Origin of the sequence: Actinoplanes sp. NPDC051494 (genome assembly GCF_044454705.1) — a bacterium.
Taxonomy (GTDB): Bacteria; Actinomycetota; Actinomycetes; order Mycobacteriales; family Micromonosporaceae; genus Actinoplanes.
In genome coordinates, this window is the sequence record NZ_JBITDZ010000014.1 from 203,419 (window position 1) to 217,013 (window position 13,595).

16 protein-coding genes are annotated in these 13,595 nt (G+C 72.6%); 8 read left to right on the forward strand and 8 right to left on the reverse strand.

The features are described from left to right. Positions 1-17 precede the first annotated feature (17 nt). Together ACIA6A_RS36485 and ACIA6A_RS36490 are read left to right on the forward strand one after the other, a co-directional pair. Positions 18-830, forward strand: coding sequence for a nucleotidyltransferase (locus tag ACIA6A_RS36485; protein WP_396102614.1), 813 nt, complete (start codon positions 18-20; stop codon positions 828-830). Then, on the forward strand, positions 827-1,396 hold the full coding sequence (locus ACIA6A_RS36490) for a hypothetical protein (protein ID WP_396102615.1): 570 nt from the start codon (positions 827-829) through the stop codon (positions 1,394-1,396). Before ACIA6A_RS36485 ends, ACIA6A_RS36490 begins: the two co-directional genes overlap by 4 nt. Before the next feature lie 10 nt (positions 1,397-1,406). Here ACIA6A_RS36490 and ACIA6A_RS36495 read toward each other — a convergent pair whose 3' ends face one another. Next, positions 1,407-1,883 carry an RrF2 family transcriptional regulator gene (locus ACIA6A_RS36495; RefSeq protein WP_396102616.1) on the reverse strand — a complete coding sequence of 159 codons (477 nt, stop codon included), beginning with the start codon at positions 1,881-1,883 and terminating at the stop codon, positions 1,407-1,409. A gap of 85 nt (positions 1,884-1,968) precedes the next feature. On the opposite strand from ACIA6A_RS36495, the gene ACIA6A_RS36500 reads away from it, so the two are divergent. Further along, positions 1,969-2,721, forward strand: a complete 753-nt coding sequence (locus ACIA6A_RS36500; RefSeq protein WP_396102617.1) for an SDR family oxidoreductase — start codon at positions 1,969-1,971, stop codon at positions 2,719-2,721. A 14-nt stretch (positions 2,722-2,735) separates the two neighbouring features. Beyond that, a complete protein-coding gene (locus ACIA6A_RS36505; protein ID WP_396102619.1) occupies positions 2,736-3,230 on the forward strand; it encodes a molybdenum cofactor biosysynthesis protein in 495 nt (164 codons plus the stop codon). A 21-nt stretch (positions 3,231-3,251) separates the two neighbouring features. Here the strand turns inward: ACIA6A_RS36505 and ACIA6A_RS36510 are convergent, their stop codons facing one another. From ACIA6A_RS36510 to zwf, 4 genes are all read right to left on the reverse strand, one after another. Then, positions 3,252-3,503, reverse strand: coding sequence for a type B 50S ribosomal protein L31 (locus ACIA6A_RS36510; protein WP_396102620.1), 252 nt, complete (start codon positions 3,501-3,503; stop codon positions 3,252-3,254). Between the two features lie 37 nt (positions 3,504-3,540). Continuing rightward, on the reverse strand, positions 3,541-4,488 hold the full coding sequence (locus ACIA6A_RS36515) for an anti-sigma factor RsbA family regulatory protein (protein WP_396102621.1): 948 nt from the start codon (positions 4,486-4,488) through the stop codon (positions 3,541-3,543). Beyond that, the gene (locus ACIA6A_RS36520; RefSeq protein WP_396102623.1) at positions 4,485-5,246 is read right to left on the reverse strand and encodes an MEDS domain-containing protein; all 762 of its coding nucleotides are present in this window, start codon (positions 5,244-5,246) and stop codon (positions 4,485-4,487) included. The genes ACIA6A_RS36515 and ACIA6A_RS36520 overlap by 4 nt, the downstream gene beginning before the upstream one ends. 106 nt (positions 5,247-5,352) lie before the next feature. Beyond that, positions 5,353-6,753 carry a glucose-6-phosphate dehydrogenase gene (gene zwf / locus ACIA6A_RS36525; RefSeq protein ID WP_396102624.1) on the reverse strand — a complete coding sequence of 467 codons (1,401 nt, stop codon included), beginning with the start codon at positions 6,751-6,753 and terminating at the stop codon, positions 5,353-5,355. A 168-nt stretch (positions 6,754-6,921) separates the two neighbouring features. Between zwf and ACIA6A_RS36530 the strand changes: the two genes are divergently transcribed. Continuing rightward, positions 6,922-7,659, forward strand: a complete 738-nt coding sequence (locus ACIA6A_RS36530; RefSeq protein ID WP_396102625.1) for a hypothetical protein — start codon at positions 6,922-6,924, stop codon at positions 7,657-7,659. 63 nt (positions 7,660-7,722) lie between these two features. Here ACIA6A_RS36530 and ACIA6A_RS36535 read toward each other — a convergent pair whose 3' ends face one another. After that, positions 7,723-7,854 carry a hypothetical protein gene (locus tag ACIA6A_RS36535; RefSeq protein ID WP_396102626.1) on the reverse strand — a complete coding sequence of 44 codons (132 nt, stop codon included), beginning with the start codon at positions 7,852-7,854 and terminating at the stop codon, positions 7,723-7,725. Between the two features lie 148 nt (positions 7,855-8,002). Between ACIA6A_RS36535 and ACIA6A_RS36540 the strand changes: the two genes are divergently transcribed. Next, the gene (locus ACIA6A_RS36540; protein WP_396102627.1) at positions 8,003-8,971 is read left to right on the forward strand and encodes a GlxA family transcriptional regulator; all 969 of its coding nucleotides are present in this window, start codon (positions 8,003-8,005) and stop codon (positions 8,969-8,971) included. On the opposite strand, the gene ACIA6A_RS36545 is transcribed toward ACIA6A_RS36540, so the two are convergent. Together ACIA6A_RS36545 and ACIA6A_RS36550 are read right to left on the reverse strand one after the other, a co-directional pair. Continuing rightward, entirely contained in the window at positions 8,923-9,378 is a 456-nt protein-coding gene (locus tag ACIA6A_RS36545) for a hypothetical protein (protein WP_396102628.1), read from the reverse strand. The two genes, ACIA6A_RS36540 and ACIA6A_RS36545, sit on opposite strands and share 49 nt — an antisense overlap. Beyond that, positions 9,375-10,199, reverse strand: a complete 825-nt coding sequence (locus ACIA6A_RS36550) for a metallophosphoesterase family protein (protein WP_396102629.1) — start codon at positions 10,197-10,199, stop codon at positions 9,375-9,377. The genes ACIA6A_RS36545 and ACIA6A_RS36550 overlap by 4 nt, the downstream gene beginning before the upstream one ends. Positions 10,200-10,520: 321 nt before the next feature. Between ACIA6A_RS36550 and ACIA6A_RS36555 the strand changes: the two genes are divergently transcribed. Together ACIA6A_RS36555 and ACIA6A_RS36560 are read left to right on the forward strand one after the other, a co-directional pair. Next, entirely contained in the window at positions 10,521-11,183 is a 663-nt protein-coding gene (locus tag ACIA6A_RS36555) for an RNA polymerase sigma factor (RefSeq protein WP_396102630.1), read from the forward strand. Next, positions 11,183-13,579, forward strand: a complete 2,397-nt coding sequence (locus tag ACIA6A_RS36560) for an EAL domain-containing protein (protein ID WP_396102631.1) — start codon at positions 11,183-11,185, stop codon at positions 13,577-13,579. The genes ACIA6A_RS36555 and ACIA6A_RS36560 overlap by 1 nt, the downstream gene beginning before the upstream one ends. Positions 13,580-13,595: the final 16 nt, after the last annotated feature.

Consider the following 13,595-nt stretch of genomic DNA (forward strand, 5'->3'; position numbering starts at 1 on the left):
GAGGCATAATGGGCGTCATGACCAGGACGGTCGACGACCTTCGCGGGGCTGCCCGCAGCATCGGGCAGCCCGACGCGTTCCTGGTGTCCTGGGCCGGAGGCGTGCTGCGCGAGGCGCTGCACCGTTCCCCGCTGCTCGACGGCCGGCCGTACCAGATCTTCGCCCAGGGTTCCCGGGTGAACGGCACCGCCGTCGAGCCGACCAGCGACATCGACCTCGTGCTCATGCTCAGCGCGCCGGCCGGCGTCTCCGCCTGGGAGGATTTCCGCGACGACGTCCTCACCGTGCTGGGGGAGTCCTACACCGTGCGCATGGGCCGCCGCTGCGTGAACGTCGATGATCCGGATTCGCTGTTCGGCGAGATGGTCGACATCCTCGTCGCGACCGAGTACAGGTTCCACCCGGTGCCGGGCGCCGGCTCCTTCGAGCAGGGTGTCTTCTTCCGTGACCGCGAGGGCCGCCCGATCGTCAACTTCCCCAAGCAGCACCGGCGCAACGGCGACGCGAAGGACCTGCGCACCGGCGGCGGTTTCAAGCAGGTCGTCCGTACGGCCAAGCAGGCCCGGCGGCGGGCCGGCTCGACCGCGCCGTCCTACCTGCTCGAATGCCTGCTGTACAACGTCCCGGACCACGTCTACCGGGCCGGCTCGCCCGGGGCGGCCTATCGCGGCGCGATCGCGTGGCTGCGCCGGTGCCACCGTACGGATCCGGTGGCGTTCGCGGGTCTGTCCTGCCAGAACGGCATCAACCGGATCTTCGGCCCGGGCCCGGACCAGTGGGACGCCGGGTACGCCGCGGACCTCGTCACCGTCCTGGGCGCCGCGGCGTGAAGTGGACGGCGGTGCAGACGACGGCGGTGCTCGCACCGGTCATCGCGATCCTCGGCGCGGCGCTGGTCGCGCTGCTCACGTACGGGCTCAACCGCCGGGCCGCGCGCCGCGAGCGCCGGGCGCTGGCGTTCGGTGAGGCGCTCAGCGTGGTCGAGGACTACGCCGAGATGCCGTACCGCATCCGCCGCCGGCCGGGCACCCTGGAGGGGCGCCAGCAGCTCACCGAGGAGGTGAGCCGGATCTATTCCCGGCTCGCGTTCCACCAGGCGCTGCTCGACATCGAGGCGCCCGCGGTCGCCGCCGCCTACCGGCTGCTCACCAACGAGGCCAAGGCCGAGGTCGGCGAGCAGATGAAGACGGCCTGGCAGAAGCCGCTGCGCACCACCGACGCCGAGATGAACCTCGAGGAGCACTACCGCCGCGACCGCGTCGACCGCGCCCGCAACCACTGCGTGGCGACCATGCGGGCGGCTCTGGGCCAGGGCCGTTTCCCCGAGGTCCCGAACCGGCTCCCCGGCAAGGCACCCGCCTGGGTCGAGCCGCCGGAAGGGCCCGACCCGGCCTAGGGCGGAACACCTAGGGCGCGGCCAGCCAGCCGCGGATGCCGGTGAAGACCCCCGGGCCGTAGTCGCCGGTGACGTTGCGGGCCAGCGAAGCGATCGTGATGTCGCGCAGGGACTGCCGCCAGGCCTCGTCGGCGGCCCGCATGGCCCGGTCGATGGCGCACGGGGCGGTGCAGGCCTCGGCCGGGGTGGCCATCGGGCCGCGCTGACGGATCTCCGTGCAGACGAACGCCGGTGCTCCGCCGTCGACCGCCTCGACGATGTCGAGGACCGTGATCTGTTCGGCCGGCCGCGTCAGCCGGTAGCCGCCCGCGTGGCCCTGGACCGACGCCACCAGCCCGGCCCGGGACAGCAGCTGGAGCTGTTTGGCCAGGTAGCTGGCCGACACGTCGTGCAGCTCGGCCAGGCGGGCGGCCGGGACGGGCTGGTCGGCCGCGGTCAGCACCACGCAGCAGTGCAGGGCCCATTCGACCCCGCCGGACATCTTCATGACGCCATCCTACTTGACTCGGACAGGACTTGTCTGAGTATAGTCTCGGACAAGAGTTATCCGAGTTGAGGAACGGGAGAACGTCATGAAGATCGTGGTCATCGGTGGCACCGGGCTCATCGGCTCCAAGCTGGTCCACCTGCTCGGCCGGGCCGGGCACGAAGTGGTCGCGGCGTCGCCGGACACCGGCGTCGACACCCTCACCGGGCATGGGCTGGCCGAGGTGCTGACCGGCGCCCGGGTGGTCGTCGACGTGTCCAACTCGCCGTCGTTCGCCGACGCCGACGTGCTCGACTTCTTCCGCACGTCGACCGGGAACCTGCTCGCCGCGGAGAAGGTGGCCGGCGTCGCCCACCACGTCGCCCTCAGCGTGGTCGGCGCCGACCGGCTGCCCGACAGCGGATACCTGCGGGCCAAGGTCGCGCAGGAGGCGCTGATCGAGCAGGGTGGAGTGCCGTGGACGATCCTGCGGGCCACCCAGTTCTTCGAGTTCCTGCGCGCGATCGCCGCGTCCGCGACCGACGGCGACACGATCCGGCTCACCCCGCGGCTGTTCCAGCCGGTCGCCGCGGACGAGGTGGCCTCCACGCTCGCCGAGCTGGCCACCGGCACGCCGTCGGGTGCCGTGGCCGAGCTCGGTGGCCCGGAGACGTTCCCGATGGCCACCCTGGTGGAGCGCTACCTGGCGGCCGCCGGGGGCGACGAACCGGCCCGCAAGGTCATCGCCGACCCGGCCACCGGCTACTTCGGCGCGGTGCTCGACGACACCTCGCTGGTCACCGGGCCGGGTGCGCGGATCGGCGCGATCGGCTTCCCGGACTGGCTCGCCGCGCGCTGACCTACGATGGGCCGATGCCGGAGATCCTGCAGTTGCTGGCCTCGCCCGCGCACCGGTACGAGGGCCGGCCCTCCGCCGGGCCCGCGGCCGCACCGCCGGGGGAGATGGTGGGGTCCATCGAGATCCGGGCCGGCCTGGGCATCGTGGGGGACCGGTACTTCGCGAAACAGGCCCACCGCGACGCCGTGGTCACGGTGGTGGCCGTCGAAGGTCTGCCGGGCGGCGCCGATCTGGTGCAGACGCGGCGCAACATCCTGGTCCGGGGGATCGCGGTGGACGACCTGGTGGGGTCGGTGCTGTGCCTGGACTCCGGGGACGGCCCGGTCTGCCTGCGGGTGAAGCGGCGGGCCAACCCCTGCGCCTGGATGGACGCCACCATCGCGCCGGGGGCGTTCAAGGCCATGCGGGGCCGGGGCGGGATCCGCACGGTGCCGCTCAACGACGGGATCCTGCGCGTCGGCCCGGTCAGCGTGCAGATCCGGCCGGGGACGCAACACGCCCCGGCCTGACGACCGGGGCGTGTTCGCGGACTATTTCTGGAAGGCGGCGTACTTCGCGCGGAACTTCTCGACGCGGCCGGCGGTGTCGAGCAGGCGCTGCTTGCCGGTCCAGAACGGATGGCTCGCCGCGGAGATGCCGACGTCCAGGACGGGGTACGTGGTGCCGTCCGCCCACTCGATCGTCGTGTCGCTCGTCGCGGTCGAGCGGGTCAGGAACGTGTAGTCCGCGCTGCGGTCACGGTAGACGACGTAGCCGTAGGTGGGGTGGATACCAGTCTTCATCTTCGACCTCCCGGAGGATACGGCCGATACAACGTGATCAGCGCGCGGATATTCCGGCGGTCAGGCGGATCGTCCAGCCCTCCTCGTCGCGGGCGGCGGTGACCTGGTCGCAGGCCTGATAGGTGATCCACAGACCGCGGCCGCCGAGGGACCCGTCGCCAGCCGGGAGCAGGCCCGCGAGGGGATCCTCGGGCCCGGTCCCGGCATCGGTGACCGTGACGACGAGGCGGTCGGCACCGCGCCAGACGCGCAGGGTCACCGGCGGGACACCGTACCGGAAAGCGTTGGTCACCGTCTCGCTCACCGCGACCACCAGGTCGTCGAGGTCCTCCGGGGCGAGGCCCGGGTCCGCCGCCCGGACGGCCGCGCGGGCCTGGGCCGGCACCGGGTCCGCGAGCGTCGTGGTGGGCGGGCCCGACTGCAGCGGGTCCGGCCGCGCGGGACGCTGCCGGGACAGGTACGACCGGGGCTCGAGGAACGTGGGGCTGACCTCGTGCCGGTCGCCGGGGCGGGCGAACCGGGGGTGGGTCCGGGCCACCTCGGCCAGCATCGGCCCGGGGGTGGTGCGAGTGTCGTACGCGCAGTTGCTCCAGAGCGGGAAGTCGTCGTAGGCCACGTTGATCACCGACTCGTAGTCGGCCCAGCGGTCCCAGTTGTCCGCGGTGGTGGGGACCTGACCGAGGATCCGGATCTGCCGGGCGCCGGCGGCGACGTGGGCGCCGAGCAGCTTGCGGTAGTTGTGGATGGTGGCGGCGGGCCGGTTGTACAGGTCGTGGTTGTCGACGAACTCGACGCCGGAGTCCGCCGGCAGGACCCGGCGGAGCAGGTCGATGCCGCCGGCGTCGAGCACCGCGACGCTGGGCTCACTGGCGGCGCGGCCGGCCAGCAGGAACGCGGTGGCGAGATCGAGGAACTCCCGGTCGGTGGAGTACGTGACCGCTTCGTGGAAGTAACCGTGGTGGCCGGCCGCCGCGCCTGTCCTCATCGGGTGATCTCCACTCGCAGTGCGGTCAGGCCGAGCAGACCGGCCATGCGCCCGGCGACGCCGAGCGGGGTCCGCAGCGCCAGCACCGCGCCGCGGCGCCGGGCGTAGGTGTCCAGGTGCACGAGTGAGTTGTGGTCGATGAACGTGAGATCGCCGGCCTCCAGCACGACCTCCCCGTCCGCCGGTTCGAGCTCGGCGCGGTCCAGGGCGTGCTCGAACCGCTCGTGGGTGGCCGCGTCCAGCTCGCCGGCCAGCCCGGCACCCGCGTCGCCGGTGGTGGTGGCGTACAGCCGGAACGGGGCGTCGGAGTCCGGGTGGATGCACGCCATCTCGTCGATCACGGCGTCGTCGACCACCGTACGGTCGAACGCGCACATCGCGGTGAACGGGTGGCCGCGCATGTAGCGGTCGACGCGGTACTCGTAGCGGGCGAACGCGTCGAGCCGTGCCGGGGTGCCCACCAGCCGGGTGGTGTCGGCGACCACGCAGAGCCCGGTGAAACCGTCGGCGAGTGCCTGCTCGGTGGCCTCGGTCCAGGTGTCCAGGCCGGTCGCCGGGTCGATGACGCCGTCCACCGGGTAGTGCTCGGCGGGCGACATCAGCTCGGGCTCGAAATCCCAGCCGCGGGGCGCCCTCTCGGCGACGTAGCGGACCCGCTTGCCCTCCCGCCGCCCGGCGGCGAGGAAGGAGTACGCGGCCGCCTCGAAGCTCTCGACGTCGTCGAAGGCCAGGCAGGCGTGTCCTAGGGGCGGGACCATCCGCCGATACTAGGCCGTGGTGGGCCCACCGGCGGAACCGGCACTCATCCGGATCGTCCGGCCCCGCTCGTCGCGACCGGTGGGACGCCGTACCGGTGGGTCCGCGCTATTGGCCCAGGAGCCACCCGTGCGGGGCGGCCAGCTCGCGGGCGGCGGCCGGGCCCCAGGACCCCTGGGCGTACCGGTGCAGGCGCGGGCGGTCGTCCAGCAGCGGGCGGACCGCCTTCCAGGCCGACGCCAGGCCGTCCGGGCGGGTGAACAGCGACCGGTCACCCAGCAGGACATCGTTGATCAGTCGCGCGTACGGCGGGAGCGGCTCGGCGTCCGGCAGCTGGGCCAGCGGCAGCGCCATGGTCGCCGGGTCGACCTCGAGCGCGACGCCGGGCTTCTTGGCCAGCAGGCTCAGCGCGATGTCGCCGGTGCCCGACAGCGAGAAGCTGAGCACGTTCGCCTGCCGCGGCAGGTCGGCGAACGGGCCGGCCGGCGTACGCAGCACCACGCTGACCCGCTGCTCGGAGGCGGCCATCCGCTTGCCGGTGCGCAGCAGGAACGGCACGCCCCGCCAGCGCGGGTTGTCGATCCAGAGCCGGGCCGCGACGTACGTGTCGGTGGTGGACCGGGACCTGATCCCCTCGACCGCGCGGTACTTCTCGAACTGGCCGAGCACCACCTCGGCGGGGTCCAGCGGGCGGAACCGGCGGATCACCTTCTCCCGGGCGTCCTGCAGGCCCGCGGCGTCCAGCGTGGCCGGTGGCTCCATCGCCACCTCGGCGGCGACCTGGAACAGATGGGTGACCAGCATGTCGAGGACCGCGCCGGTCGCGTCGTAGAACAGTGCGCGGTCGTCGATGCCGAGGTCCTCGGGCACGTCGATCTGCACGCTCTCGATGTGGTGCCGGTTCCACATCGCCGCGAACACCTCGTTGGCGAAGCGCAGCACGTGCAGGTTCTGGGTGGCCTCCTTGCCGAGGAAGTGGTCGATCCGGTAGACCTGCGGCTCCTCGAGCACCCGGTGCACCGTACGGTCCAGGGCGCGGAAGTCCTGCGGTGAGGTGCCGAACGGCTTCTCGTAGACGACCCGGGAGCCCTCGGCGAGACCGTGCTGACCCAGCGCCCGGGTGAGCTCGCCGAACGACGACGGCGGCACGGCGAAGTAGTGCACGAGCTGAGCGTTCGCGCCGAGCTTGCCGCGGGCGTGCGCGATGACGTCGAGCAGGCTGCCGGGGGAGCCGGTGTCGAAGCCGCCGCCGGCGAACAGCAGCCGCTTCTCGAACTCCTTCCACGGGCCCTGGTCCGGGTGCGGGCCGAACTCGGTGAGCGCCTCGCGCACGTGGCCCCGGAAGTCCTCGTGCGCCACATCGCCGCGGCCGTTGCCGACCAGGACCCAGTCCTTCGGCAGCAGCCCCTCGATCGCCAGGGTGTAGAACGCGGGCAGCACCATCCGCCTCGCCAGGTCGCCGGTCGCGCCGAACAGCACGAACACGGTCTTCTTCGTCGCCATGGTCATGCATGTGACCTGCCAGGACCCGCCCTAACCCCACCGGGCCGGAAAAAGTTCAAAATTATCCATTAGGAATTGAACCCCCCGAATGTGCGCGAGAAGTGAACCCTTCGTCGTCCGGAGCCCGTATCGACTCCCGAACGCGACATTGGTGGACGACGATCAGGAGTGGTGATGAGATTGCGTCAGCGACGGCGAACCGGCGTCAACCGCAAGGCAATCGGCGCCGCGGTCTTCGCCGCGGTGCTGGTGGGTGGCGGTGTGACCGGCCTGCAGCTGGCCTCCGCCGGCGAACAGGTCAAGGCCGCGAAGATAGTGGTCGTCGACGGCCAGAACTTCGATGTCGCCGGTTGCGAAGCGCTGGAAATCAATGCGGGAGCGGTGGTCTGCGACGGCGAGGAATTGGCGCCGCAGGAGGCCGTCGGGGCCGCTGACGCCGCCGCCGCGTCGGCTCTCGCGCTGGAGACCGCGTGCGACACGTTCGCCGTCGACCAGGCCGCCGCGGACGCCGAGGCCGGTGCCGCTGAGGAAGCGGGTGCGGCTGAGGAAGAGGGCGCCGAGGCCGGGGCCGCTGAGAAGGCCGCGCATGAGCCGCTCTCCAAGAAGGTGAAGCGGGCCATCGCCAAGAAGTACGCCAAGAAGATGGGCGCCGCCGCGGAGAAGGAAGAGGCGGGAGCGGGTGCCGCCGAGGAAGGTGCCGCCGCCGAGGATCTCGCCGCCGAGGTGGTCACCGCCCGCGAGGCGCTGCTGACCGCGTGCCTCACGCTCGCCGACGCCAAGGCCGCCGAGGGCGCTGCCGCCGGTGCCGCTGATGAGGCCGGCGCTGCTGATGAGGCCGGTGCCGCTGATGAGGCCGGTGCCGCTGACGAGGCCGGTGCGGCTGAGGAAGTCGCTCCCAAGAAGAAGGACTGACCTTTCACGGTACGGGCGGGTGGCGCGACCTCGGGCGAGGTGCGCGCCACTTCCCGTTGCCGGTCATCGGCGGGCGGTGACCCGGGCGCCGTTGACGGTGGGTTTCCAGTCGGCGCTGTCGTGCGAGTCGACGGTCAGCCCGGCCGCCGAGGCAGCGGCGATGAGCAGGAAGAACAGCAGAATGACGAGTCCCATGACGGTCCCAACCTAGTCCGGCTTGATCCAGTGGAGCCGGTGCGCACCGGTTGTTCTGGGACCAGTCTGAACCGCACGGCGGGGCGCGGACAGTGGCAGTGATGCCATACATCTACAAAATCCTGCCAACCCTCGTTAGGCTGTCCGCATGCTCCGTAAAGTCGCCGTGATCGTGCTCGCCGACGTCGCCGTCTTCGAGCTCGGCGTGCTCTGCGAGCTGTTCGGCTTCGACCGCACCGAGGACGGGCTCCCCGCGTACGAGTTCGCGGTCTGCAGTGTCGGCGGGCTTCCCGTCCGTACCCATGCGGGGTTCTCGATCTCGCCCAGCCACGACCTGTCGCCGGCCTACGACGCCGACCTCGTCGCGATCGTGCCGCACGACAACGCCGAGGAGTTCCCGGCCGAGGTCGTCGACGCGTTGCGTGCCGCCGCGGCGCGCGGGGCGTGGGTGATGAGCGTCTGCACCGGCGCGTTCGCCCTGGGCGCGGCCGGCCTGCTCGACGGCCGCCGCTGCACCACACACTGGCGGCACACGGACCGGCTCGCCGAGCTCTACCCGACCGCGGCCGTCGACCCGGACGTGCTCTACGTCGCCGACGGCAACATCCTGACCAGCGCGGGCACCGCCGCCGCGCTCGACGCCGGCCTGCACCTGATCCGCGCGGAGCAGGGCGCCGAGGTGGCCCGTAAGATCGCCCGCCGGATGGTGGTCGCGCCGCACCGCGAGGGTGGGCAGGCCCAGTTCATCGAGACGCCGGTGCAGTCCGTCGAGTGCGAGACGCTGCAACCGCTGATCACCGCGGTGATGGAGAGCCTCGACCGGCCGCACACCGTGGACACCATGGCCGCGCAGGCGCACATGGCCCCCCGGACGTTCGCCCGCAAGTTCCGGTCCGAGACCGGCGCGACGCCGCACGACTGGCTGACCGGGCAGCGCGTGCTGCTGGCCCGCCGCCTGCTCGAGGAGTCCGAGCTCGGCATCGACAGCATCGCCGCCCGGGCCGGCTTCGGTGGCGCCGCCACCCTGCGGCACCACTTCGGCCAGCGGCTCGGGACGACCCCGCAGGCCTACCGGGCGACGTTCCGGGACAGGTACGCCGCCAGCGTCGCGTCCTGAGCCCGCCGCCGGCCCGCGCGGACCGAGCGGTGGATCAGCCACGCCACCAGCGCCGCCGCGAGGATCAGCCCGGTGACCACCAGCTGGGCCCGGGGCAGCCGGCCGGTGACCACCGGCAGCTCACAGCGGCCGAGGGCGCCGGGGATGACCGGGACGACCTCGCCGACCGCCGGCCAGTCCCCGTCGAAATCCGACCTCGGCACCCGGCAGGTCACCTCCCGGGTGGGGTCGGAGACCCGTAACGCCACCGTGTCGGTGGTGCCGCTCTCGCGCGCGGTCACCACGGCGTCGGTCATGGTCCGCCCGGCCGGGTCCAGCCGGGTGTCGTCCCGGCCGGCGATCCCGGTACCCAGGGCCAGCACGGCGAGCAGCCCGGTCAGCGACAGCACGAACGGCGCGGCCCTCACTCGAGCACCTTGTGCAGCAGCGCCGGGGCGCCGGCCCGCTTGCCCCACTCGCGCGGGTAGCCCAGCGACACCTCCTGGAAGCGCACCCCGTCCTGCCAGGTCGTCCGCGGGATGTGCAGGTGGCCGTACACCGCGGCGGCGGCCCGGTACCGCACATGCCAGTCGGCGGTCAGCTCGGTGCCGCACCACTGGGCGAACTCCGGGTACCACAGGACCTCGGTCGGATGCCGGTGCAGGGGCCAGTGACTGACCAGCACGGTGGGCAGGTCCGGGTCGATCGCGGCCAGGCGCCGCTCGGTCAGTGCGACGCGGGCCCGGCACCACGATTCCCGGTCCGGGTACGGATCAGGGTGCAGCAGTTCCTCGTCCGTGCAGACCACACCGGTCCGGTACGCGTACGCGAGCGACTCCTCCTTGGTGGCCGTCCCCGGGGCCCGGAACGTGTAGTCGTACAGCAGGAACAGGGGCGCCACGACGGCCGGCCCGCCCTCGCCACGGAACACCGGGTACTCGTCCTCGGGGGTGTGCACGCCCAGCTCACGGCACATGGCGACGAGTGCGTCGTACCGCTCGGCGCCGCGCAGCGTGACCGGGTCCCGGCCGTGCGTCCACAGCTCGTGGTTGCCGGGGGCCCAGACGACCTCGGCGAATCGTGGGCGCAGCAGCCGCAGGGTCTGCTCGATGTGCCCGAACACCTCGCCGACGTCACCGGCCACGATCAGCCAGTCCTGCGGGGACGGCGGGTGCAGGTCATCGAGCAGCTTGCGGTTCTCCGCGTACGCGACGTGCAGGTCGCTGACCGCGTAGAGCGTGCCGGGCACCGGCGCCTCCCCAACCTTCGATGTTCGTCGACAACCGATCTTCCCAGCATCGGCCGGGCAGCGCGGCCCCGCTTATCCCCGGAGAGAGACGTGACCGAAAACGCATACCCGGCGGTGGGTCTCCTGTGCTGGCTGGGCCGTACAGTCCATGTCGGACAGAACGTTCTCCCTGGCCGGAGCGGCCCACTGGCGAACGGATCTTCATCACGGTGCGCGACCGCGAGGTGCGCTGACCGAAAAGAATCTTGACCTCGGCTGTCACGCCGGAGGGCTGTCAGGGACCTAACTAGGTGGGAGTTCGACGGCGAACGGAGGCATGTGGTGGTCGACGCGCATGATGCGCACGACGTGGGCAGTGACACGGCGGGACCACCACGGTCCGATGAGGCGGCCCCGGCCGTCGCTCCGCCCCACCCGGTCCGGTCCGATCAGGTCATCCCCGACCCGCCGCCCGCGGCCGAGATCGAGGACTTCTTCCGGGCCTACTGGACCGGCCTGGTCCGCAACCTCATGCGCGAGGGCGCCAACCGCTGGGAGGCGCAGGACGCGGTCGCCGAGGCCATCCGCGAGGCCCTGCGCCGCTGGCGGGACCTCACCCACCCGGCGGCCTGGGTCCGCACCGCCGCCCGCTCGCACTGGCTCAAGCAGCGCCGGGCCAGCGGTCAGGGCGACCTCGAGCTGCTCGTGCCCGACGTGGCCGAGTTCAGCGAGGGCCGCGCCGACGACCCCGACCTGCAGAAGTACGAACTGGAGGAGTGGTTCTCCGGGGTGCTGGCCCAACTGCCCCCGGCACGGCGCGAAGCCCTCGAACTGTCCGCGCAGGGGATGACCCCGTCGGAGATCGCCGCGAAGGTCGGCAAGTCGCCCGAGGCCGTCCGGACCGCGCTCAAACTCGGCCGCAAACAAGCTGTCGCCCTCTGGCAGGCGATACCGGAGCAGCGCGTCCCCCGGACGTCTGCCACCCCGGAGGGAGGGGACCACTGATGGCGCAGCCCGACGAGCCACTCACCCACGCGATGATGATCGGCGCCCTGAACCAGATCCTCGGCGAATGCGGCTACCCCCCGGTGCCGCTCGACACCGGGGCCGACCGGGTGATCGCGGATGCCCGGACCCGTGCGGACGGGATCGTCGCGGCCGCGCTCTCCACCGCCGAGCAGTACACCGACGCGGCACTGGACCGGGCCGCCCGTACCGTATTCAGCTCCCGGCGGGACCAACCGGCGCCCGTACCCATCGATCTGGTCCCGGTGCGGGCGACCGTGAGCGCTGGACGGACCGTGGGGGAGACCTGGCTCGCGGCCGTCACCGGGGCCGGCGTCTACCTCCCGGTGGACGCACCGGTCGCCGCCCGGACCCTCGACGGTTACGCCCGCTGCCTGCGCGACGCCGCCCGGACCGTCCCGGCCGACCTCGACGCCGCCTACCGCGCCGGCATCGAGGTCGTCGCGCTCGGCATCGGCCGGCACGAGGCGCTGCCCGCCACCATGGGCGTGGTGCTCGACGACCTCAGCGACGGCGAGGTGCTCGCCGGAGCGGCCCGCCAGGTGGCCGGCGCGTTCGTGTCCGGGTTCGCCGCCGCGATGCAGGCCCGCACGCTCGCCCAGCAGGAATCCCTGCACCGGGCCAGCCGGCGGGCCGCCCGCGAGTTCCAGATCGCCCTCGAGATCAGCGAGGAACGCTACCGGCGGCTCGCCCACTACGACCCGGTGACCGGGGTCGCCACCAAGGCCCGCCTGATCCAGCGGCTGCGGCAGGCCGCCAACGGCGACGACCCGGGCCGGCACGCCGGCCTCTGCCTCGTCGAGGTCGGCTGCTACCCGGCGGTCTGCGAACAATTCGGTACGGAGGCCGGCGACCACGTACTCGGTGAGGTGGCCCGGCGACTGCGCCTCGTCGCGGACCACCCCGACTACCTGCTCGCCCGGCACGGCAGCCACACGTTCACCCTGCTCGTGCACGACAGCGGCGGCCTCGTGCACCTCGCCGACCTGGCCGAGCGCATCACCGCCCTGCTCGCCGAGCCGTCCACCCTGCCCGGCACCGGCCTGACCGCCCCGATCGCGGCCTGCGTCGGCGTCGTCGACGTGGCCACCGGCGGCCTCGAACCGGCCCGCGTCCTCGTCGACGCCGAGATAGCCCTGCGCCAGGCCCGCGCCGGAGCCACCGGCTGGGCCGTGTACGACGCCCGCCCAGCCTTCACCCGCACCACCCCGCCCGGCCTTCGCGGTACCGGCCCTGTCGCAGGCGGCCCTGTCGCCGGCGGCGTTGGTGCTGGCGGTGATGTTGTGAGAGGTGCTGTTGCCGGTGGCGTTGGTGCTGGCGGAGATGTTGTGGGAGGTGCTGTTGTCGGCGGCGTTGGTGCTGGCGGTGATGTTGTGGGAGGTGCTGTTGCCGGCGGCCCCATTGCCGGCGGCCCCATTGCCGGCGGCCCCATTGCCGGCGGCCCCATTGCTGGTGGCGTTGGTGCTGGTGGCGATGGTGCTGCTGGCCCTGTTGCTCGCGGCGTCGGTGCTGCCGGCGTCGTTGTCGGCGGCGTCGGTGCAGGCGGGCCAGGTGCGGGCGGTGCGGGCGGTTCGGGCGGTTCAGGCGGTTCGGGCGGTTCGGGCGGTTCGGGCGTCAGTGGGCTGGTTACCGGGCCGCCGACGTACCAACCGGTCATCGGTCTCGGCACCGGCCGGGTGGCCGGCCTGCACACCCGGATGACCTGGCGGCACCCGCACCTCGGCACCCTCGACCTTGCCCGGATCGGCCAGCTCACCGGCGACCGCGACACCACCACCCGGCTGGCCGCCGGCCTGCTGCGCCAGGCCTGCCGCCAGGCGATGCAGTGGGACGGTGCTGCCAAGGGCCCGTTCGTCGGGGTCGACGTGCCGGTGCACCAGATCGGGTACCCCGATGTGATCGACCTGGTCCGCGACGCGCTGAACGGCAGCGGGCTCGCCCCCGCCCGGCTGCACCTGCACCTCGCCGGCCTCGACGCGGTCCCGGCCGGCGCCCACAGCCTGACCGTGCTGACCGCGCTGGCCGAGATCGGCGTCCGGATCGTCCTGGAGGATTTCGGCACCGGGTTCACCAGCCTCGCGTACCTCCGGGACCTGCCGGTCCACGGTCTTCGCACCCCCGCCGGGCTGTTGCGCGCCACCGAGGCCGGCTCCGAGTCCGACCGCGACCTGCTCGCCGGTATGGCCCGCACCGCCCACGCCCTCGGCCTCACCCTGACCGTGCACGGCATCGACGACGAACGCCGCGCGGCGACCCTGACCGGTACGGGCTGCGACGGAGCCCAGGGCCTGCGGTACGCGGCTCCGGCCACCCCGCACCAGGTGCCGGCCCTGCTGCGAGCCGCCCACCCGGCGGCCGGATTGGTGTCCTCGTGAGAGAACCACTGGCGAA